This window comes from uncultured Streptomyces sp. (genome assembly GCF_947488945.1).
Lineage (GTDB): Bacteria > Actinomycetota > Actinomycetes > Streptomycetales > Streptomycetaceae > Streptomyces.
The window spans coordinates 244677-264420 of the sequence record NZ_CANLBS010000002.1 but is presented as its reverse complement, the minus strand read 5'-3'; the positions used below and the strand labels follow the sequence as shown (position 1 = coordinate 264420).

Annotated in this window: 20 protein-coding genes and 1 tRNA gene; 8 read left to right on the top strand and 13 right to left on the bottom strand. The window is 73.9% G+C overall.

Features of this window, described 5'->3' with window-relative positions; all coding sequences use genetic code 11:
• Positions 1–10 precede the first annotated feature (10 nt).
• A complete protein-coding gene (locus Q0994_RS03325) occupies positions 11–226 on the bottom strand; it encodes a hypothetical protein (protein WP_299528637.1) in 216 nt (71 codons plus the stop codon).
• 81 nt (positions 227–307) lie between these two features.
• Between Q0994_RS03325 and Q0994_RS03320 the strand changes: the two genes are divergently transcribed.
• Complete coding sequence (locus Q0994_RS03320) at positions 308–1282, top strand: helix-turn-helix domain-containing protein (protein ID WP_299528634.1); 975 nt, start codon at positions 308–310, stop codon at positions 1280–1282.
• 75 nt (positions 1283–1357) lie between these two features.
• On the opposite strand, the gene Q0994_RS03315 is transcribed toward Q0994_RS03320, so the two are convergent.
• The 9 genes from Q0994_RS03315 to Q0994_RS03275 all read right to left on the bottom strand — a co-directional run bounded on the left by Q0994_RS03315 (position 1358) and on the right by Q0994_RS03275 (position 9950).
• Complete coding sequence (locus tag Q0994_RS03315) at positions 1358–2095, bottom strand: D-Ala-D-Ala carboxypeptidase family metallohydrolase (RefSeq protein ID WP_299528631.1); 738 nt, start codon at positions 2093–2095, stop codon at positions 1358–1360.
• Between the two features lie 216 nt (positions 2096–2311).
• Positions 2312–2977, bottom strand: a complete 666-nt coding sequence (def, locus tag Q0994_RS03310) for a peptide deformylase (RefSeq protein WP_299528628.1) — start codon at positions 2975–2977, stop codon at positions 2312–2314.
• A 97-nt stretch (positions 2978–3074) separates the two neighbouring features.
• Positions 3075–4058, bottom strand: a complete 984-nt coding sequence (locus Q0994_RS03305) for a hypothetical protein (RefSeq protein WP_299528625.1) — start codon at positions 4056–4058, stop codon at positions 3075–3077.
• An 81-nt stretch (positions 4059–4139) separates the two neighbouring features.
• Positions 4140–5354: an HD-GYP domain-containing protein gene (locus Q0994_RS03300; RefSeq protein WP_299529255.1), complete on the bottom strand. Its 1215-nt coding sequence runs from the start codon at positions 5352–5354 to the stop codon at positions 4140–4142.
• A gap of 38 nt (positions 5355–5392) precedes the next feature.
• Positions 5393–6910, bottom strand: a complete 1518-nt coding sequence (locus Q0994_RS03295) for an HD-GYP domain-containing protein (protein WP_299528622.1) — start codon at positions 6908–6910, stop codon at positions 5393–5395.
• Positions 6911–7111: 201 nt separating this feature from the next.
• Positions 7112–7429, bottom strand: coding sequence for a mycothiol system anti-sigma-R factor (gene rsrA, locus Q0994_RS03290; protein ID WP_299528619.1), 318 nt, complete (start codon positions 7427–7429; stop codon positions 7112–7114).
• The gene (locus Q0994_RS03285) at positions 7426–8082 is read right to left on the bottom strand and encodes a sigma-70 family RNA polymerase sigma factor (RefSeq protein ID WP_299529253.1); all 657 of its coding nucleotides are present in this window, start codon (positions 8080–8082) and stop codon (positions 7426–7428) included. The genes rsrA and Q0994_RS03285 overlap by 4 nt, the downstream gene beginning before the upstream one ends.
• A 296-nt stretch (positions 8083–8378) precedes the next feature.
• Positions 8379–9020, bottom strand: a complete 642-nt coding sequence (locus Q0994_RS03280) for an alpha/beta family hydrolase (protein ID WP_299528616.1) — start codon at positions 9018–9020, stop codon at positions 8379–8381.
• Positions 9021–9134: 114 nt separating this feature from the next.
• Positions 9135–9950, bottom strand: a complete 816-nt coding sequence (locus Q0994_RS03275) for an SOS response-associated peptidase (RefSeq protein WP_299528613.1) — start codon at positions 9948–9950, stop codon at positions 9135–9137.
• Positions 9951–10004: 54 nt separating this feature from the next.
• Between Q0994_RS03275 and Q0994_RS03270 the strand changes: the two genes are divergently transcribed.
• From Q0994_RS03270 to Q0994_RS03245, 6 genes are all read left to right on the top strand, one after another.
• The gene (locus Q0994_RS03270; protein WP_299528610.1) at positions 10005–10718 is read left to right on the top strand and encodes a M50 family metallopeptidase; all 714 of its coding nucleotides are present in this window, start codon (positions 10005–10007) and stop codon (positions 10716–10718) included.
• A gap of 108 nt (positions 10719–10826) precedes the next feature.
• On the top strand, positions 10827–12152 hold the full coding sequence (gene aroA, locus Q0994_RS03265) for a 3-phosphoshikimate 1-carboxyvinyltransferase (protein ID WP_299528608.1): 1326 nt from the start codon (positions 10827–10829) through the stop codon (positions 12150–12152).
• 4 nt (positions 12153–12156) lie between these two features.
• Complete coding sequence (rsgA, locus tag Q0994_RS03260; RefSeq protein WP_299528605.1) at positions 12157–13173, top strand: ribosome small subunit-dependent GTPase A; 1017 nt, start codon at positions 12157–12159, stop codon at positions 13171–13173.
• Between the two features lie 130 nt (positions 13174–13303).
• Positions 13304–13627 carry a multidrug efflux SMR transporter gene (locus Q0994_RS03255; RefSeq protein ID WP_299528602.1) on the top strand — a complete coding sequence of 108 codons (324 nt, stop codon included), beginning with the start codon at positions 13304–13306 and terminating at the stop codon, positions 13625–13627.
• A gap of 62 nt (positions 13628–13689) precedes the next feature.
• Positions 13690–14490: a histidinol-phosphatase gene (hisN, locus tag Q0994_RS03250; protein ID WP_299528599.1), complete on the top strand. Its 801-nt coding sequence runs from the start codon at positions 13690–13692 to the stop codon at positions 14488–14490.
• A 202-nt stretch (positions 14491–14692) separates the two neighbouring features.
• Positions 14693–15094: a cyclic nucleotide-binding/CBS domain-containing protein gene (locus Q0994_RS03245; protein WP_299528596.1), complete on the top strand. Its 402-nt coding sequence runs from the start codon at positions 14693–14695 to the stop codon at positions 15092–15094.
• A 49-nt stretch (positions 15095–15143) separates the two neighbouring features.
• On the opposite strand, the gene Q0994_RS03240 is transcribed toward Q0994_RS03245, so the two are convergent.
• Positions 15144–16613, bottom strand: a complete 1470-nt coding sequence (locus tag Q0994_RS03240; RefSeq protein WP_299528593.1) for a catalase — start codon at positions 16611–16613, stop codon at positions 15144–15146.
• 146 nt (positions 16614–16759) lie between these two features.
• Here Q0994_RS03240 and Q0994_RS03235 point away from each other — a divergent pair, with 146 nt between their 5' ends.
• On the top strand, positions 16760–17185 hold the full coding sequence (locus Q0994_RS03235; RefSeq protein ID WP_299528590.1) for a Fur family transcriptional regulator: 426 nt from the start codon (positions 16760–16762) through the stop codon (positions 17183–17185).
• 122 nt (positions 17186–17307) lie between these two features.
• Here the strand turns inward: Q0994_RS03235 and Q0994_RS03230 are convergent.
• Both Q0994_RS03230 and Q0994_RS03225 read right to left on the bottom strand, forming a co-directional pair.
• Positions 17308–17381 (bottom strand) — tRNA-Met (locus tag Q0994_RS03230).
• 211 nt (positions 17382–17592) lie between these two features.
• Positions 17593–19683, bottom strand: a complete 2091-nt coding sequence (locus Q0994_RS03225; protein WP_299528588.1) for a tetratricopeptide repeat protein — start codon at positions 19681–19683, stop codon at positions 17593–17595.
• Positions 19684–19744 lie beyond the last annotated feature (61 nt).

Below are 19744 nucleotides of genomic sequence, written 5' to 3'. Positions count from 1 at the left end.
CGTCCGGGGATCAGACCCGCACCCACGCTCCCCGGTACGGCCGTCCGCCGGTCCGGGCGGGCAGGACGACGGCGGCCGGGGGCTGCGGCGGTTCGTCGCGGGAGGCGGGATGCGCCGCGCGCAGGGCGCGGTCGATGCGTCGTTCGCGGGCGAGTCCGACGAGGGCGGGGAGCAGGACGAGGGCGAGGAGGACGGCCACGGCGAGGAGGTTCAGGAGTGTGTTCATGGCTCCACTGTGGCCGCGCCGCAAGGATTCGGTGAGTGGCAGGACTGTCATAGGACGTTGAATTACTGCCACACTGTCGCCATGCTGAACAACGTCGCCGTCCTGCTGCTCGACGAGGTACACCCCTTCGAACTCGGCGTGCTCTGCGAGGTTTTCGGTCTCGACCGCAGCGACGAGGGCCTGCCGGTGCAGGACTTCGCCGTCGTCTCCGCCGAAGGCCCGGTCCTGCGCACCCACGCCGGTTTCACCCTCAGCACCCCGTACGGCCTCGACCGGCTGGACGAGGCCGACCTGGTCGCGGTGCCGGCCGGCAGTCACTTCGTGGCGCGGTCGTATCCCGAGGAGGTGCTGGAGGCCCTGCGCCGGACCGTGGAGCGCGGGGCGCGGGTGCTGAGCGTCTGCTCGGGCGCGTTCGTCCTGGGCGCGGCCGGGCTGCTGGACGGACGGCGGTGCACCACCCACTGGCGGCACAGCGCCGAACTGGCCCGCCGCTTCCCGGCGGCCGTGGTGGAGCCGGACGTGCTGTACGTGGACGCGGGCCCGGTGATCAGCTCGGCCGGCACCGCGGCGGGCATCGACGCCTGTCTGCATCTGCTGCGCCAGGAGCACGGGCCGGACGTGGCCAACGCGGTCGCCCGCCGGATGGTGGTGCCGCCGCACCGGGACGGCGGGCAGGCGCAGTACGTCGAGCGGCCGCTGCCCCGCACCCGGTGCGACACGGTCGGCGACACCCTGGCGTGGATGGAGGGCCACCTGGAGCAGGAGATGACCGTGGACCAGCTCGCCGCGCTGACCCACATGTCGCCGCGCACCTTCGCGCGCCGCTTCCAGCAGGAGACCGGCACCACGCCCTACCGCTGGCTGCTGCGTCAACGGGTGCTTCTGGCACAGCACTTGCTGGAGGCGTCCGACGAGACGATGGACGCCATCGCCGGCCGCACCGGCTTCGGCAACGCCGCCGCCCTGCGCCACCAGTTCGTCCGTTCGCTGGGCACCACCCCGCAGGCGTACCGCAGGACGTTCCGGGGCCCGGTCGCCACCCCCGAGAGGGTCTGAGGCGCCCGGCCGTAGCGTGGTGCCGTGCCCCCGGTGAAGACCGGGGGCACGGCGGTCACGCGGTGGGTGGTGCGGTCAGATCCCGCAACTGGGCGCGGACCAGAAGCGGTTCGGGCCCTGGTTCACGTGGACGTGGTCGTTGTGGTCCGGGTAGCCCGGGCCGAGGATCCCGCGGAAGCCGTGGTTGCGGGCCTGCAGCGCCATGGTGCACAGCGAGTGCGAGCCGGCCCCGAGGTCGACGGCGTCACCGTAGAGGTGACGGCTGCCGGAGGCTCCGCCGACCGCCGCGTTGCAGGAGGTGGAGCGGAAGCCGCTGGTGACGCGGATCGGCTGGTCGCCCAGCGCGTGCCGCAGCGCCTCCAGCTTCCACATGCTGGACAGCGCGTTGGCCCGCGCCGTGCCCGCGGCGACGGCGCCGCCCGACCAGGTGCTGTTGCAGCCGTTGAGCTCGGCGTAGGTGAAGTGGATCGGGGTGCAGTCGTCGTCCTGGAGCGCGTAGATCTTGGCCTGGGTGGCCGGTCCGGCGATGCCGTCGGCGGCCAGGCCGTAGGCGGCCTGGAAGCGCTTGACGGCGGCCGTGGTGGCAGGTCCGTAGGAACCGTCGATGGCCAGCACCGAGTTGTAGCCGGGGTAGCCGGCGACGCGGATCTGGAGCTGGGTGACGTCGTTGCCGGTGGCGCCGGAGGACAGGGTGCGGGTGAAGGTGTAGCAGCCGTCGGCGTGGGCGGTTCCGGCGGTGAACACCACCCCCGCCAACGTACATGTAAAGGTCATGACAAGTCCGAGCAGAATGCGCACGATACGTCCGGGCATGTGGGGGGCTCCCTCTCGCGATGGCATGTGCAGGTGAGCTTGGCGGAGGAGTCGACGCGCGTCAACCACCCCTGGCGCAATGGCAGTTGGACGCCACATGGCCGCCGCGGAACCCCTTGGCCCGGATACGCGCGAGGGCCCGGCGGCGGGCGCTCGCGCACCGGCCGCCGGGCCCTCGCGCCGTCCGGACCCACCCGGACGGGACGGTCCCGGGCGTCAGTCGTTGGGGACGGTCTCGTAGCGCGGGGTGCCCTCGGCCATCTGCTTCAGCGCGTCCTTGCGGTCCCGCTTGGAGAGCCGGTCGATGTAGAGGCGGCCGTACAGGTGGTCCGTCTCGTGCTGGAGGCAGCGCGCGAAGTAGCCGCTGCCCCGCACCTTGATCGGGTTGCCGCGCGCGTCCCGGCCGCTCACCACCGCGTAGTCGGGGCGGGCCAGCGAGGCGTAGGCGGTCGGGACGGACAGGCAGCCCTCGTTGGAGTCGTCCAGGACCCGCTCGGCCGGCGGCAGCTCCTCCAGCACCGGGTTGACGACCGCGCCGACGTGGCGGACCCCCTCGTCGTCCGGGCAGTCGTACACGAAGACCTTGAGGTCCACGCCGATCTGGTTGGCGGCCAGGCCCACGCCCTCCGCCGTCCGCTGGCTGGCGAACATGTCGTCGATCAGCGCCGCCAGGTCGTCGTCGAAGGCGGTGACGTCCTTGCACTCCTTGTGCAGGACCGGATTGCCCACGACCGTGATCGGACGGGAGGTGCCGCGCCCGCGGTGCGCCGCCTCGCGCTCCTCGCAGTCCTCCGTGTCGACGACGAACCCCTCATCGTCGACGCCGTCCACGCCGTCGACGCCGTCCACGCCCGTCCGCTCGTCCGTCTCCTGCTGCGCCATGTCCGCCGTACGCCTTCCTGCAACCTGTCTGCCCGGTCCGGATCGGCCCGGGACCACCAGCACCGCGATCGGTGCCCGTACAGCCTACGGGCACACGTCAGCAGACTTCTTCGAGATCCCGCCACTCGCGGCTGTCGGGGCTGTCCGCGGCCCAGCCGTCCAGCAGCCCGCGCACCAGTCCCGGCGGGGCGGCCAGCCCGCACTCGCGCTCCGGTACCCACAGCTCGCCGGCCGTGCGGTGGCCCAGCGGTCCCGGATGGCCCGGCTCGCTGTGGTCGTGCGGATCGAGGTGCTCGCCCTCGCCCTCGTCGCTCACCATCGGGCTCTCCGAGCAGGCCCGGCACAGCAGCCGCACGGAGGACGACCAGTCCTCCGCGGCGAAGCCCGCGTCCGAGGCGAGTTGCTCCAGCGCGTCCCGGTCCGCCTCGGTGGCGGCCTCCAGCAGCACCACCCAGGTGGGCACGGGCGACGGCGCCCACAGCTCGATCTCGTCGAAGACCGGGTAGGACGGGCCCGCGGCGGTGATCCGCTCGCCGTTGGGCACCCCGTCGTGCAGCACGACCTCGCCCCAGCGCCGCCCGGACGACGGCAGCGGGATGGACAGCACCTCGATGCGGGCCGGATCCAGCCGACGGCCCCACACCACCTCGGCCTCGCCCTCCGGCGAGAGCCGGACCGCCGCGCTGCCCAGCTCCATGCCGGTCGGCTCGGTGGTGGCCCCGGTGCCGCTGCCCGGCACCTTCAGGCCGTACGCCTGCCAGGCCCGGCGGGCCAGCGGCCAGTCCTGGAGCGCGGTCGCGGCGATCCCCACGTTCCACCAGTCCGGCGCACCGGACTCCCGGTCGAGCAGCGCGACCGCGCGCAGTCCGGCGGCGCGCGCCTGCTCCCAGTCGTGCCGGAACTTGTGCAGCAGCGCCAGGTTGAACCACGACTCGGAGAGCCAGGGCTCCAGGTCCGCGGCGCGTGTCAGCAGCGCCCCCGCGTCCTCGTACCGGCCGTCGCCGATCAGCGTGAACGCGCGGTCGGTGGCCTGCCGCCACGAGGCGGACGGCCGGTGCCGTACCTTCCCGAAGATCCTCACGATTCCCGCCTGTCCCGACTGGACACCCTCTTGTTCCGCATCCAACCATGCCCGGCCGGACACCCGCTCCTTACCCATGGGTTACCCGCCGGCCCCGGCGGTCGACCCTCCGCGTGCCAGAACCCTGGCCAGCGCCTCGACCACCTGCGGCTGGTGGTCGTGGCCGGTGGCGAGCCTGAGCTGCTCCAGCGCCCCAAGGGCTCCGCCCACGTGTGCCCCGCACAGGTCGTCGTATGCGTTGGCCGTCCTGACGATCCGCGCGGAGAGCGGCTGCTCGCGGTACGGATCGGCCTGCCGCTCCACCACCACCGCCACCTTCGCGTCCACCCCGGTCCGCCGGACGACCGCCCCGCCGAGGAGGGCGATCCGGCGCTGTTCGGCGGCCGGCAGCGAGACCGTCGCCCCGTGCGCGACCGGGTCCACCAGGGAGAGCTGGCCGATGTCGTGCATCAGCGCCGCGTACTCCAGCACCGTCAGCGCCCGGCCCCCGAGCCCCAGCTCGCGGCCGACCGCGGTGGACAGCTCGGCGACCCGGCGGGCGTGACCGTGCGGGGTGTAGCCGGCGACCTCGGTGGCGCGGGCGAGCGAGGCGATGGTCTGCCGGTAGGTCGCGCGGACCGCCGCGTACCGCCGGAACGAGATCTGGGTCAGCAGCAGCGGCACGCAGAGCACCGGCAGCGCCCACAGCCCGGCGACGGCGACCCCCAGCGCCATCACCGCACCGGTGGCACAGACCGCCGAGCCGATGCCGAGCAGCGCCCGCAGCTCGTCCCGCAGCAGCGGACCGAACGGGAACCGGGTGCGGGAGCGGACCAGCAGGGCCGCCAGCACCGCGTCGCAGAGCGCGGTCAGCACCAGCAGGGCCAGCAGGACGAAGACGTACGCGGGCCCCTCGCGGAGCGTCGACCCGTCGGCCCGCAACGGCTGGAAGCAGACCGCGGCGAAGGCCACCGTCAGCACCCGGCGGGCCGCCTCGTCGGGCTGCGGCCCCCGGCCACGGGACAGGTGCCACACGGCGGCGACCAACTGCGCGGCGACGACGACCGCCACCACCTGGAGCACCCCGTGCCCGACGGGCTCCCCGGCGCTCCGCCCGAGCAGGGCGTACGCCAGCGCCCCGGCGGCGCCCAGCGGGGCGGGCTCCCGCTCGCCCGGCGGCGCTCCCCGGCGGGCCGGCTCGCCGACCGCGACCAGCAGGCCGAAGGCGAGCGCGTGGCCGGGCTCCACCAGACCGTGCAGCAGGGTCTGGACGAGGGCCGCGAGGGTCAGCGCCAGGGCGGCGGTCCGCAGCGCCACCGCGGCGGGCGGCGCGCCCCGGCGCGCGGGCGGGGCGTTCACCGGCCGCGCCGTCCGCGCCTGCCGCGCCCGGCGGGCGGCGGCGTGGCGGCCGGTGCGGCGGGCGGCGCGGTGCGGGGGCGCGGGGTCGTCGGGGCGGGCGGGGCGGGCGGGGCCGTCGGGCCGGGCGGGACGGTCCCGGCGTCCGGGGTACCGCCGGGCTCCCCCGCCTCGTCCGCGGTGACCGGCGCGGACGGCGACCAGCCGTGCCGGTCGAGGGCCCGCTCCAGGGCGCTCACCATGCGGGGGTCGAACTGCGTGCCGGCGCACCGGCGCAGTTCCTCGACCGCCGCCGGGACCGGGCGGCCGCGCCGGTAGGAGCGGGACGAGGTCATGGCGTCGAAGGCGTCGGCCACCGCCACCACCCGGGCGAACTCGGGAATGGCCCCGCCCTTCAGTCCGCACGGGTAGCCGCCGCCGTCCAGGCGTTCGTGGTGGTGCAGGATCGCGGCACGGGCGTCGTCCAGGAAGCCGATGCCCCGGACGATCTCGTGGCCGTACTCCGGATGCAGTTCGACGACCCGGCGCTCCTCGGGGGTGAGCGGGCCGTTCTTGCGCAGGACGCGGGTGGGCACGCCGAGCTTCCCGATGTCGTGCAGGATGCCGGCGAAGCGGAGCGCCTCCAACCGGTCGTCGGCCATGCCCAGCTCGCCGGCGATCATGAAGGAGGCGAGCCCGACCCGTTCGCTGTGGCCGCGGGTGTAGGGGTCCTTGAGGTCGACGGCCTGCACCAGCGCCCGGATGGTGGCCCGGTGGGCGGCCCTCTCCCGGTGGTACTGGGCGAAGACCCAGCAGGAGATGTACATCGGCAGCAGCACGCAGAGCGCGGACGGCGGGCCGTAGGGGCCCTGCCACAGGACCGCCATCATCAGTCCGGCGAGCCCGTGCACCAGATGGGGGCCGAGCGACCGGAACAGCAGGCCCCGCCAGGCGCGCCGCAGCGGCAGCCGCTCGGCCGCGGCGAGGATCGCGCCGTCCAGCGCGGTGAGCACGAGGCAGAGGACGAGGGCCGCCGCGCAGGCAGGCACGAGGGCCTGCGGGAAGAGGGGCGCCCCGCCCGGACCGCCGCCGAGCGTGGCGGGCCCGCCGCACACCCGGTAGGCGCGGGAGGCGGCCCACACGGCGACGGCGAGCTGGGCGGCCCGCCAGAGCCGGCGCGCCGCCGCGGGCGGCCGTTCGACCCGGCCCGCCAGCGCGCCCGGCACGGCGACCAGGGCGGCGGCGGCCGGCGGCAGCAGGAAGGCGGCGGCGAGCAGCAGCGGGAAGAACGAGCCGGCGGCGACGGGCGTCGAGCCGCCGGAGAAGGGGCAGCGGCCGGGCAGTTCGCAGACCAGGTACACCCCGGCGAGCAGCGCGAACGTCCCCCACGGCACGACCGCCGCGGCGGGTGCGGCCGGGACGTCGGGCCACGGACTCCAAGCGGTGGCCCCGGCCCGGACCGCGGGCAGCGTGCAGACGAGGGCGAGTCCCGACACCGCCAGGATCAGCGCGCGTGCCGCTCGCGATGTCGCCCTCATGCCCGCCGTCCGCCCCCTCGTCGATGGGCCGAGGTTAGCGAGTGGGACGGCCCGGGACGGCGCAATGGATCCGATTAGCGCGTTCGGGTGACACGGCCGGGGTCGGTGGGGGGAGCGGGGCGCCGGGGACGGTGCCCGCGGACGTACGACGGCGGGGGCGCACCGCGTTTCCGCCGTGTGCCCCCGCCGTGGAGGTGTCCGTCACTCCGTGGTGGCGGCGGGCCTTCCCGCGTCCAGCGACACGTCCTGCTCGGGCAGGGCCTCGCCGGCGCGGATCAGGTCGATCCGCCCCATCACCTTGGACCGCAGGTCACTGGGGACGTCGTCCTGCCCGCAGCACCGCTTGACCAGCTTCTTCACGGCCTGCTCCAGCCCGTACTTCTCCAGGCACGGGGAGCACTCCTCGAAGTGCACCTCGATCTTGGTGCAGTCACCCTCGGGCATCTCACGGTCCAGGAACTCGTAGAGATGGTCGAGTACCTCCGAGCAGTCCGTCTCGTGCGGCTCTCCGCAGCTCATGAGGCCGAGCCTTTCCGATCGTCCGACTCACCGGCGCCGGCGGGGACGAGCCCGCGCTCGCGGGCGTAGTCCTCCAGCATGCCGCGCAGCTGGCGGCGTCCGCGGTGCAGCCGGGACATCACCGTACCGATGGGAGTCCCCATGATGTCCGCGATCTCCTTGTAGGCAAAGCCCTCGACGTCCGCGAGGTAGACCGCGATGCGGAACTCCTCCGGGATCGCCTGCAGGGCCGACTTCACGTCCGAGTCCGGCAGGTGGTCCAGCGCCTGGGACTCGGCGGACCGCAGACCGGTCGACATGTGCGACTCCGCACGCGCGAGCTGCCAGTCCTCAATCTCCTCGGCGGCGCTGCGCTGGGGCTCGCGCTGCTTCTTCCGGTACGAGTTGATGAAGGTGTTGGTGAGGATGCGGTACATCCACGCCTTGAGGTTGGTGCCCTCGCGGAACTGGTGGAAGGAGCCGTAGGCCTTGGCGTACGTCTCCTGGACCAGGTCCTCGGCGTCCGCGGGATTGCGCGTCATGCGCAGCGCCGCGGAGTACATCTGGTCGAGGAAGACGAGTGCGTCCCGCTCGAAACGGGCGTTGCGTTCGTCCGTCGTCTCCTGCGGGCGGCCGTCTTCGGTCCCTGTGTCGGTACCAGTGACCGGACCCACCTCCTCCAACGATGTGGCGGACCCGAAACCGGACCCGCTCGCCTTGGAGAATAGTCGACCTTGCTTCTCGGCGGGCTGCCGATCGGCTCCGCCCGACGCGCGCCCGGAAGTGGTCCGTGCCGCGTGCAGCACCGTCCACTCCAACTCGGCGGCGCTGGAGCGCTGCGGGCAGATGGTCGAACCCATGCGACGGACTCCTCATACGACGTTGTTCTACCGACAGTCCGAACAACAGCCGTGCCCCCGCCTCCATTCCCGGCCCCGGCGGCCGCCCGGTCACCGCGTCGGGCACGGGGTCAGGACAGGTCCGCCAGCCAGCCGGCGACGGCGTCCGTGACCGCCGCCGCGGTCTGCTCCGCGGTCCGCCCGGAGCGTTTCGGCACGGCGAACCCGTGGTCCGCGTGGGGCACCTCGGCGAGAGCGAAGTCACCCCGCGGGAACTCCTCCGGCCGGCCGAAGGGGTCGTTGCCGCCCTGCACGACCAGTGTCGGCAGCCCGGTGCCGAGCAGTTCACCGGCCCGCGACTTCTCGGGGCGGCCGGGCGGGTGCAGCGGGAAGGAGAGCGCGAGCACGGCACGGGCGCCCAGCTCGCGTCCGGTTCGGCAGGCGACCCGCGCCCCGGCGCTGCGGCCGCCGGCGACGACCGGCCGGCCGGACGCGGCCAGCGCCGGCCACAGTTCCCGCCAGGCCGCGTCCAGGGTCTTCGGCGCGGGCGCCACCTTCTTCCCCGCCACCCGCCAGGGCTGCTCCACCAGGGCGACCCGGACGCCGTGCGCGGGCAGCGCGGCGGCCAGCGCGGCCAGGTCGCGGGCTTCGACGCCACCGCCCGCGCCGTGGCCGAGGGCGAGCACCAGCCGGGCGCCCGGAGCGGACGTCCAGGTGATCCGGGCGTCGCCGGCGGCGGTGGGGACGGTCTGCGTCTTCTGAGTACGGCTCACACCGCCCATCCTGCCCCGCCGCCCGCCGGGGCGGGACGGGCGGCGGGGCGGGACGGGCGGCGGGGCGGGACGGGCGGCGGGGCGGGACGGGCGGCGGGGCACCGGCGCGGCCGGTCAGAACAGCGTCGGCTCCTCGGGCACCGCCAGCTCCTCCAGCAGTTCCGGTCCGTTGTTGCGGACGTTGCTGACGGCAGTGGCCACCGGGTAGGCGCGCATCAGTCCGCCGGGCGGCGGGGCGATCAGGGCGCGCAGTTCGTCGGTGTCGGTGCGGGAGGGGTCCAGCCAGGCGTCCCAGCGGTCCGGGGTCAGCATCACGGGCATCCGCGGGTGGATGTCGGAGAGCGAGGCGGGGCCCTCGGCGGGGGCGACGGCCAGCGGCGAGGTCTCCGCCTCCGTGGTGATGACCGAGCAGGTGACCCACCAGGCGCGGGGGTCCTCGTCGGGCCGGGTCCGGTCGCGCCAGAACTCGTACAGCCCCGCCATCGCGAAGACCGAACCGTCGGCGGGCGTGACGAAGTACGGCTGCTTGCGGGCGCGCTTCTTCCTGCCCTCGACCTCCAGCTCCCGCTCGCCGGAACCGGTGACCCACTCGTAATAGCCGTCGGCGGGCAGGATGCAGCGTCGCTGGAGGAAGGGGCGGCGGAAGGACGGCTTCTCGTGGACCGACTCGGCCCGCGCGTTGATCATCCGGGCGCCGCCCTCGGGCGTCTTCGCCCACGAGGGCACCAGCCCCCACGTCAGGGTGCGCAACTGGCGAACCGGACGGCGGTCGGCGGCGTCTTTCACCGGACGCTCCAGTACGGCGTAGACCGGTTTGGTCGGCGCCACGTTCCAGTCGGGCTCCAGGGTCTCCGCCGGGTCCCACCTCTCCACCTGGAAGAGCCCGGTCAGATCCTCGGGTCGCCGGCTCGCCGCATACCGTCCGCACATACCTGCCAGACTGCCACGACCGCCCGCCCCGACCACGAGGGAGCCCCCGACACCATGAACAGCACCGAACTGGGCCGGCTCTGGGACCGGATCGCCGGCACCCAGCCCGCGCCCGAGGAGTGGCTGGTCGTCGTGACGGCGACGCTCGCGCTGATCGCCGTGGTGCCGAACGTGCTGTGGCGGCGCACCCGCAACACCATCACCATCGCCCACGAGGGCGGCCACGGGCTGGCCGCCCTGCTCACGGGGCGCCGGCTCTCCGGCATCCGGCTGCACTCCGACACCAGCGGACTGACCGTCAGCCGCGGCAGGCCGACCGGCATCGGCATGGTCCTGACGGCGGTGGCGGGCTACACCGCCCCCTCGCTGCTGGGCCTGGGCGGCGCCTGGCTGCTGGCCGACGGGCGGATCACCCTCCTGCTGTGGCTGGCCACCGCGCTGCTGGCGGCGATGCTGGTGATGATCCGGAACGTGTACGGGGCGCTCACCGTCATCCTCACGGGTTCCGCCTTCCTGCTGGTGTCGTGGCTGGCCTCGCCCGCCACCCAGTCCGCGTTCGCCTACACGGTCGTGTGGTTCCTGCTGCTCGGCGGCGTGCGTCCGGTCTTCGAGCTCCAGTCCAAGCGACGGCACGGCGGCGCCCCGGACTCGGACGCCGACCAGCTGGCCCGGCTCACCGACGCCCCTGCGGTCCTGTGGCTCTTCCTCTTCCACGCGGTCTCGCTCTGCTCGCTCATCGGCGGCGGACGCTGGCTGCTGGGGCTCTGAGGGACGCGGCGCCGCGCGACCGTGCTCTTTACCATGCTCCTGTGACGCCCCGGTTTCGGGGTTTTTGGCCGCGTTCCCGGTTTGCGGGGAGCCACTAAAGTGAGGGGCATGACCGAAAGCTCCGTAAGCTCCGTGCGCCCCGCCCTCTGGCCCGCCCCCTCCGCGAGCGGCGCCGTCGACGCGACCGTCACCGTGCCCGGATCGAAATCGGTCACCAACCGCGCCCTGGTGCTGGCCGCGCTGGCGGCCGAACCGGGCTGGCTGCGCCGCCCGCTGCGCTCCCGCGACACCCTGCTGATGGCCCAGGCCCTGCGGCGGCTCGGCGTCGGCATCGAGGAGGGCGTCGGTCCCGACGGCTCGGGCGAGGCCTGGCGCGTGATCCCGGCCGGGCTGCACGGTCCGGTGGCGGTGGACGTCGGCAACGCCGGCACCGTGATGCGCTTCCTCCCGCCGGTGGCGGCCCTCGCCGACGGCCCGGTCCGCTTCGACGGCGACCCGCGTTCCTACGAGCGCCCCCTGCACGGCGTGATCGACGCGCTGCGCGTCCTCGGCGCCCGCATCGAGGACGAGGGCCGGGGGTCGCTGCCGCTGACCGTGCACGGCGCCGGCGCGCTGGACGGCGGCTCCGTGGAGATCGACGCCTCGTCCTCCTCCCAGTTCGTCTCCGCCCTGCTGCTCTCCGCCCCCCGCTTCAACCAGGGCGTCGAGGTCCGGCACATCGGCTCGGCCCTTCCGTCGATGCCGCACATCCGGATGACGGTGGAGATGCTGCGCGCGGTCGGCGCCCAGGTGGACGAGCCCGAGACCGGTGGCGAGCCGAACGTCTGGCGGGTCTCCCCCTCCGCGCTGCTCGGCCGGGACCTCACGGTCGAGCCCGACCTCTCCAACGCCCAGCCGTTCCTCGCGGCCGCCCTGGTCACCGGTGGCCGGGTCACCGTCCGCGACTGGCCGGAGACCACCACCCAGCCCGGCGACGCGCTGCGCGAGATCTTCACCGCGATGGGCGGGAGCTGCGAGCTGACCCCGCAGGGCCTCACCTTCACCGGTTCGGGCCGCATCCACGGCATCGACGTGGACCTCGGCGAGGTCGGTGAGCTGACCCCGGGCATCGCCGCCGTCGCGGCGCTCGCCGACTCCCCGTCCACCCTCAGCGGCGTCGCCCATCTGCGGCTGCACGAGACGGACCGGCTGGCGGCCCTGACCAAGGAGATCAACGAGCTCGGCGGCGACGTCACCGAGACCGCGGACGGTCTGCACATCCGCCCGCGCCCGCTGCGCGGCGGAGTGTTCCACACCTACGACGACCACCGGATGGCGACGGCCGGGGCGGTCATCGGCCTCGCGGTCCCCGGCGTGGAGATCGAGAACGTGGGGACGACGGCGAAGACGCTGCCGGACTTCCCCGACATGTGGACCGGAATGCTCGGGGCCTGACGCCGTGCGCCGTTACGGGAAGAACCCCGACGAGGACGACATCCGGGTCCGGCCGAACCGGAAGGGCAACCGCCCCCGCACGCACACCCGTCCCAAGCACGAGGACGCCGAGGACGGCATGGTCCTCACCGTGGACCGGGGCAGGCTCACCTGCCTGGTCGAGGGGCGCACGGTGGTGGCGATGAAGGCCCGCGAGCTGGGCCGCAAGGCGGCGGTGGTCGGCGACACCGTGTCGATCGTCGGGGACCTGTCCGGCGAGAAGGACACGCTGGCCCGCATCGTCCGCATCGGCGAGCGCCGCACGGTGCTGCGGCGCACGGCCGACGACGACGACCCGTACGAGCGGGTGGTCGTGGCCAACGCCGACCAGCTCGCGATCGTGACGGCGCTGGCCGACCCCGAACCGCGCCCCCGCATGATCGACCGCTGCCTGGTCGCGGCGTACGACGGAGGGCTGACGCCGCTGCTGGTCCTCACCAAGTCGGACCTGGCCTCCCCGGACAAGCTGCTGGAGGCGTACACCCCCCTGGGCGTCCCCTTCATCGTGACCAACCGCGAGGAGCTGGCGAACGGCGACGCCGCCGACCGGGTGCGGGAGCAGCTGAACGGCAGGATCACCGCGTTCGTCGGACACTCCGGCGTCGGCAAGACGACGCTGGTCAACGCGCTGGTGCCCGAGGACAGGCGGCGTACCACCGGGCACGTCAACGCGGTCACCGGACGCGGCCGGCACACCACCACCTCCGCCCTCGCGCTGCCGCTTCCGGGGGACGCGGGCTGGCTGGTGGACACGCCCGGGGTGCGCTCCTTCGGACTGCACCACATCGACCCGTCCCGCGTGATCAACGCCTTCCCCGACCTCCAGCCCGGCACCGAGGACTGTCCGCGCGGCTGCACCCACGACGCCCAGGAGCCGGAGTGCGCGCTGGACGCCTGGGTGGCCGAGGGGCACGCCGATCCCGCGCGGCTGGAGTCGCTGCGCCGACTGCTGGCGACGCGCGAGCGGCGCGAGGGCGACTGACCGGGAGGGGCCGGTCCACCGGTGGTTCCGGCCGGCGGCTCGCGCACGTTTGCGATCACCCGGGCAGCGGTAAGGGCATAATCGCACCGAGCGAGACGAACCGGTCACCGACGCGGGAGGCAACGGAACCATGGCGTGGCTGCTGGTCGTGGTCGCGGGGCTGCTGGAAACCGGCTTCGCCGTCTGTCTGAAGCTCTCGCACGGATTCACCCGGCTCTGGCCGACGATCGCGTTCGCCGCCTTCGCGCTGGGGAGTTTCGGTCTGCTGACCCTCTCCCTGAAGAAGCTCGACGTCGGCCCCGCCTACGCGGTGTGGACCGGCATCGGCGCGGCCGGCACCGCCATCTACGGCATGATCTTCCTCGACGACGTGGTCTCCACCCTCAAGCTGGTCTCGATCGCCTTCGTGATCCTCGGCGTGATCGGGCTCCAGCTCTCCGGCTCCGCGCACTGAGTCCCGCCCCTGCGGGCCGGGCGCGTTGGTCCGGCCCCGGCCCGGCTGGATACTGTGGCGGCATGGCCGACTACCACGATGATCTGCGCCTCGCCCATGTGCTGGCGGACGCCGCCGACGCCACGACGATGGACCGGTTCAAGGCGCTCGACCTGAAGGTCGAGACCAAACCGGACATGACGCCGGTGAGCGAGGCGGACAAGTCCACCGAGGAGCTGATCCGCGGTCACCTCCAGCGGGCCAGGCCGCGCGACGCGATCCTCGGCGAGGAGTACGGCGTCGAAGGCTCGGGGCCGCGGCGCTGGGTGATCGACCCGATCGACGGCACCAAGAACTACGTCCGCGGGGTGCCGGTCTGGGCGACGCTGATCTCCCTGATGGAAGCCGGGGAGAACGGGTTCCAGCCGGTGGTCGGCGTGGTGTCCGCCCCGGCTCTGAACCGGCGCTGGTGGGCGGCGAAGGGCGCGGGCGCCTTCACCGGCCGCAGTCTGACCTCCGCGACCCGGCTGAAGGTCTCGGAGGTCGGCACGATCGGCGACGCTTCGTTCGCGTTCTCCTCGCTCTCCGGCTGGGAGGAGCGCGGCCGCCTCGACGGCCTGCTCGACCTGACGCGTGCCTGCTGGCGCACCCGCGGCTACGGCGACTTCTGGCCGTACATGATGGTCGCGGAGGGCGCGGTGGACATCTGCGCCGAACCGGAGCTGTCGCTGTGGGACATGGCGGCCAACGCGATCATCGTCCAGGAGGCCGGCGGGCGGTTCACCGACCTTGACGGGGCCGACGGCCCCGGGGGTGAGAACGCGGCGGCGTCCAACGGACTGCTCCACGAGGAGTTGCTCGGCTACCTGAACCAGCAGTACTGAACCGGCGGTACCGGACCGGCCGTTCAGCCGCCGGCGGTACCGGACCGGCGCACAACGGAAGCGGGGCGTGCCGACGCACGCCCCGCTTCCGTGCCCCGCGCCCCCTTGTGGCCCCGGCCGGGCGATGCGACGCTGAAAGCCCCGCTTGTGAATGTGTGAATCACTCGGTCGGGGCAGATGCGCCCAGGAGGTGGCTCCCGTCATGCTGGTCCGCGACGCCATGAGCACGGTGGTCCTCACCATCGGCCCCGCCCACACCCTCCGCCAGGCGGCCCGCCTGATGGCGGCGCGCCGCGTGGGAGCGGCGGTGGTCCACGACCCGGACACCTGCGGTCTGGGCATCCTGACCGAGCGGGACATCCTGAACGCCGTCGGGGCGGGCCTCGATCCCGACCGGGAGAAGGCCGCCGCCCACACCACCACCGACGTCGTCTTCGCCGCGCCGTCGTGGACCCTGGAGGAGGCCGCCACCGCGATGACGCACGGCGGGTTCCGGCACCTGATCGTGCTCGACGGCGACGGTCCGGTGGGCGTCGTCTCGGTCCGCGACATCATCCGCTGCTGGTCCCCGGTGCGGCGTCACCCGGCCGAACTGGCCGGCTGACGCCGCTCCCCGTACGCGCGGCGGACGGGGCACGGCCGGACGCGCCCGGTCAGCCGCGCAGGGCGCGGACCGCGCTCTCCAGACGCTTGCCGAACTCGTCGTCGGCCCGGCGGAAGTTGTCCACGGCGCGCTCGGCGATCTCGTCGCGCGAGACCTTGGCGATGAACTGGGCGAGGTTGTCGACCAGTCGGCCCTGCTCGTCCTGCGACATCAGCCGGTAGAGGTCGCCGGCCTGCCGGAAGTCGTCGTCCTCGGCGTGGACCGGCGCCTCGTGGTTGCCGGTGTACCCGGCGACGGGGGTCTGCCGCCACAGCGGAGCACCGGCCTGGGAGGGGCCGCCGAAGCTGTTCGGCTCGTAGTTCTTGGCGCCCCCGTGCCGGCCGTCGTAGAGGTGGCCGTCACGGCCGTGGGTACGCGCCTCGGTGGCGCGCGGGCGGTTCACCGGCAGGTGGTCGGCGTTGATGCCGACGCGGTAGCGGTGGGCGTCGCCGTAGGCGAAGAGGCGGCCCTGGAGCATCTTGTCCGGCGAGGGGCCGATGCCCGGCACGAAGTGCGCGGGGCTGAAGACCGACTGCTCGACCTCGGCGAAGATGTTCTCCGGGTTGCGGTTGAGCTCCAGCCTGCCGATCTCGATCGGCGGGTAGTCCGCGTGCGGCCAGACCTTGGTGAGGTCGAACGGGTTGAAGCGGTAGGTCGCCGCGTCGGCCTCGGACATGATCTGCACCTGCACCGTCCAGGACGGGAAGTCGCCGCGCTCGATGGCCTCGCGCAGGTCGCGCTGGTGGCTGTCCGGGTCGACGCCCGAGAGGCGGTTGGCCTCGTCGGTGGTGAGGTTCTCGATGCCCTGGTCGGTCTTGAAGTGGTACTTGACCCAGAAGACCTCACCGACGGCGTTGTTCCACTGGTAGGTGTGCGAGCCGTAGCCGTTCATGTGGCGCAGCGTCGCCGGGATGCCGCGGTCGCCGAAGAGCCAGGTCACCTGGTGGGTCGACTCCGGGGACAGACCCCAGAAGTCCCAGACGTTGTCCGCCTCCTGCGAGCCGGTGTACGGGTCGCGCTTCTGGGTGTGGATGAAGTCGGGGAACTTGATGGCGTCCTTGATGAAGAACACCGGGGTGTTGTTGCCGACGAGGTCGTAGTTGCCCTCCTCGGTGTAGAACTTCAGCGCGAAGCCGCGGGGGTCGCGCACGGCGTCGGCCGAGCCGAGGTTGCCCGCGACGGTGGAGAAGCGCAGGAAGGTCTCCGTCCGCTTGCCCACCTCGGAGAGGAACGCGGCACGCGTCCACCGCGAGACGTCGCGGGTCACCGTGAAGGTGCCGTACGCGCCGGCGCCGCGGGCGTGCACCACGCGCTCCGGTATCCGCTCCCGGTTGAAGTGGGCCAGCTTCTCCAGGAGCGCCTGGTCCTGGACGAGCACCGGCCCGCCGACGCCCGCGGTCTCGCTGTTCTGGTTGTCGGCCAGCGGTGCGCCGGCCTCCGTGGTGAGCGGTCCCTGCGTCACGTGCGCCTCCTGCGTCATGTACGGCCCTTCCCGTCCTGCGGTCCGCGCTCCCTGCCCCCGGCGTGAACTCTGGGCACGATCCTACCTTAGACATTATCCAAGGCCAGCACTCATCCAAGATCACACTCGTTCGGGACTTGTTCCCCCGCTGTTAAGCTGATGCCATGAGTGACCTGCTGGAAAGACTTCGCGGACGCGGCTGGCGCATGACGGCACAGCGCCGGGTCGTGGCCGAGGTGCTCGACGGCGAACACGTCCACCTGACCGCCGACGAGGTGCACGCGAAGGCCGTGGGCCGACTGCCGGAGATCTCGCGGGCGACGGTGTACAACACGCTGGGCGAGATGGTGTCGCTGGGCGAGATCCTGGAAGTGAGCACCGACCGCCGCGCCAAGCGGTACGACCCGAACGCCCACCGCCCGCACCACCACCTGGTCTGCGCGGGCTGTGGAGCGATCCGCGACGTCCATCCGGCCGGCGACCCGCTCGCCGACCTCCCCACGGACGAACGTTTCGGCTTCACCGTCTCGGAGGTCGAGGTCACCTACCGCGGCCTCTGCCCGGACTGCACGGCCGCCGGCCGGGGCTGACCGGCACACACACCACCGACGAAGGGGCCCCGCACCGCGCGGGGCCCCTTCGTCGCACGCCCCTGCGGGCGCACACGACAAAGGCCCGGATCCTCTGGAGAATCCGGGCCTTCGTCTTTCAGTAGCGGGGACAGGATTTGAACCTGCGACCTCTGGGTTATGAGCCCAGCGAGCTACCGAGCTGCTCCACCCCGCGTCGATGAATGCAACATTACGTCACCGGGGCCCCAGGGGCAAATTCATTCAGCGTGGGCCCGCAGGCCTGCGGCCCGAGGGGCGGCGCGAGCGTCCGCCCCCGGCCGGAGGCCCGGCGGCGGGCCGCCGGTCCCGGCACCGGGGCAAGGGACGTGGCGGCCCCGTATCAGGCCGTGGGGCCGATCCACCCGACGCGTTCCGCGGGGGCCCGGTCAGGCCGTGAGCTCCTGGTGCAGCGCCTCCTGGAGCCGTGCCGCGCGCTCGGAGACCTCCGCGGGCCCCAGCTCCACCGCGCGGGCGCACCAGCGCTGCCCCTCGGTGAGCTCGCCGCGCCGGGCCGCGAGCAGCGCGAGCCGCAGGGCCGCCCGGCCGTGGCCGTCGTTGGCGGCCCGGCTCCACCACAGGGCCGCCTCACGCTCGCTGCCCTCGCGGGCGAGCAGCAGCCCGAGGTTGAAGGCGCCGTTGCGGCTGCCCGCCTCGGCCGCCGCGCGGTACCAGCGCGCCGCGTTCTCCACGTCGCCGCGGGCCGCGGCCAGCATGCCGACCCGGACCTGGGCGCGCCGGTGCCCCTGCTCGGCGGCCCGCTCGTACCACTCCTCGCACTCGGTCTTCACCGGCATCGGCTCGCCCAGCACCGGCACGCCCGGCGGGGGCTGGCGGGCGTCCAGCACCCCGGCCAGCCGGAACGCCGCCTCGGCGCTGCCGCCACCCGCCGCGGTGCGCAGGTGGCGCTCGGCCTCCTGCTCCTCGCCGCGCCGCAGCAGGGCCATGGCGACCTGGAGCGCGGCGTCGGTGTGCCCGGCGGCGGCCGCCCGCTCGTACCAGCCCAGCGCGGTGCCGTCCTCGTCGCGGCCCGCGTGCAGGATGCCGAGGTTGAAGGCGGCGTCCACGCTGCCCGCCTCGGCCGCCTTGGAGAACCACGGCTCGGCACCGGTCGGGTCGCCCGCCTGGAGCAGCAGGACGGCCAGCGCGTTGGCGGCCTCCCGGTGTCCGGCGTAGGCGGCCCGGCGGTACCACTGCTCGGCCTGCGGGGTGCGGTCCTGGGCGGCGCAGAGCAGTCCGAGGTTGTACGCCCCGTTGACGTCGCCCGCGTCCATGGCCGCCCGGTACCAGCGCTCGGCGGTCTGCTGCTCGCCCCGGTCGGCGTGCAGCGCCCCGAGGGCGTTGGCGGCGTTGCCGTCCCCCTCCTGGGCGGCGCGCAGCCACCAGACGGCGGCGGACTCGGTGTCGCCCGCGTCGCGCAGCAGGAAGCCGAGCGCGCAGGCCGCACGGGCCTCACCGGCGCGGGCGGAGGTGAGGTACCAGCGCCCGGCCTCCTTGAGCTCGCCCCGCCGCTCCAGGATCGCGCCGAGGTGCAGCGCGGCCCGGCGGTGACCGCGGGCGGCGGCCTGGCGGTACCACTGCTCCGCCTCGCCCACGCGGCCCTCGGCGGGGCCCGCCACCGGGCCGTCGGCGGGCCGGTCCCCGGCCGCGGCCTTCTGCCGGCCGGTCACCGGCGGCGCGGGCACGGGCACCGGCTCGGGGGCGGCGCGGCCGAGGCCGAACGCCTCGTAGGGGTCGTCGACGGCGTTGCGCTCGATGGTGCGGGCGAGCCGGTAGGCGGCCTCGCGGTGCCCCTGTTCGGCGGCGGCGCGCAGCCAGCGCTCGGTACCGGTGTCGCCGCGGTGCTCCATGAGGTCGGCGAGGGCGTAGGCGCCCAGGGCGTGTCCCTGCTCGGCGGACTGGCGCAGCCAGTACTCGGCGCCCGGTTCGTCGCCCCGCTCGCGCAGGAGGCGGCCGAGGGCGTGGGCGGCGGCGCCGGAGCCGGCGACCGCGGCGATGCGCCACCAGCCGGCCGCCTCGTCCGGGTAGCCGCGCTGGTGCAGCAGGACGCCGAGGTTGTTGGCGGCGGCCCGGTCGCCGTCCGAGGTCGCGGCGCGCAGGTACGTCTCGGCGCCGTCGAGGTCGCCCCGGCGCAGCAGCAGCGCGCCGAGGGTGCTCATGGCGTTGGTGTCCCCGGCCTCCGCGGCGCGGCGGTGCTTCGCCTCGGTCTCGGTGTCGTCGGCGGCGTCCAGCGTGTCGGTGGTGGCGCCCGCGTCCGCGATGTCCGCCGTGCCGGCCACCTCCGTCGTCCCGCCGGCCGCAGCGCCGGACGTGCCGGTGAGTGCGGCGAAATCGATGGCTACGGCGCTCTCGGCGGCTTCAGCGGTGCGGACGGCGGCAGCGGCATATGCCGCATCGGCCGTGTTCTCCGCCCTCGTGACGCTTCGCTGCACAAACCGCCCTGTCTCCAACAGAGTTGCCCTGTCCCCCATAAATACCATCGTCGCACCGCCCACAACCCGCGTACAGCTGGTATATCGCGACCACCTGGGTCACTTCAGC

Coding starts and splice junctions, on each gene's coding strand:
- Q0994_RS03325 (WP_299528637.1), bottom strand. CDS start 226: ATGAACACACTCCTGAACCTCCTCGCCGTGGCCGTCCTCCTCGCCCTC.
- hisN (WP_299528599.1), top strand. CDS start 13,690: ATGGCCGACTACCACGATGATCTGCGCCTCGCCCATGTGCTGGCGGAC.
- Q0994_RS03245 (WP_299528596.1), top strand. CDS start 14,693: ATGCTGGTCCGCGACGCCATGAGCACGGTGGTCCTCACCATCGGCCCC.
- Q0994_RS03275 (WP_299528613.1), bottom strand. CDS start 9,950: ATGTGCGGACGGTATGCGGCGAGCCGGCGACCCGAGGATCTGACCGGG.
- Q0994_RS03235 (WP_299528590.1), top strand. CDS start 16,760: ATGAGTGACCTGCTGGAAAGACTTCGCGGACGCGGCTGGCGCATGACG.
- rsrA (WP_299528619.1), bottom strand. CDS start 7,429: ATGAGCTGCGGAGAGCCGCACGAGACGGACTGCTCGGAGGTACTCGAC.
- Q0994_RS03270 (WP_299528610.1), top strand. CDS start 10,005: ATGAACAGCACCGAACTGGGCCGGCTCTGGGACCGGATCGCCGGCACC.
- Q0994_RS03240 (WP_299528593.1), bottom strand. CDS start 16,613: ATGACGCAGGAGGCGCACGTGACGCAGGGACCGCTCACCACGGAGGCC.
- Q0994_RS03320 (WP_299528634.1), top strand. CDS start 308: ATGCTGAACAACGTCGCCGTCCTGCTGCTCGACGAGGTACACCCCTTC.
- Q0994_RS03315 (WP_299528631.1), bottom strand. CDS start 2,095: ATGCCCGGACGTATCGTGCGCATTCTGCTCGGACTTGTCATGACCTTT.
- aroA (WP_299528608.1), top strand. CDS start 10,827: ATGACCGAAAGCTCCGTAAGCTCCGTGCGCCCCGCCCTCTGGCCCGCC.
- Q0994_RS03255 (WP_299528602.1), top strand. CDS start 13,304: ATGGCGTGGCTGCTGGTCGTGGTCGCGGGGCTGCTGGAAACCGGCTTC.
- Q0994_RS03295 (WP_299528622.1), bottom strand. CDS start 6,910: ATGAGGGCGACATCGCGAGCGGCACGCGCGCTGATCCTGGCGGTGTCG.
- Q0994_RS03225 (WP_299528588.1), bottom strand. CDS start 19,683: ATGGTATTTATGGGGGACAGGGCAACTCTGTTGGAGACAGGGCGGTTT.
- def (WP_299528628.1), bottom strand. CDS start 2,977: ATGGCGCAGCAGGAGACGGACGAGCGGACGGGCGTGGACGGCGTCGAC.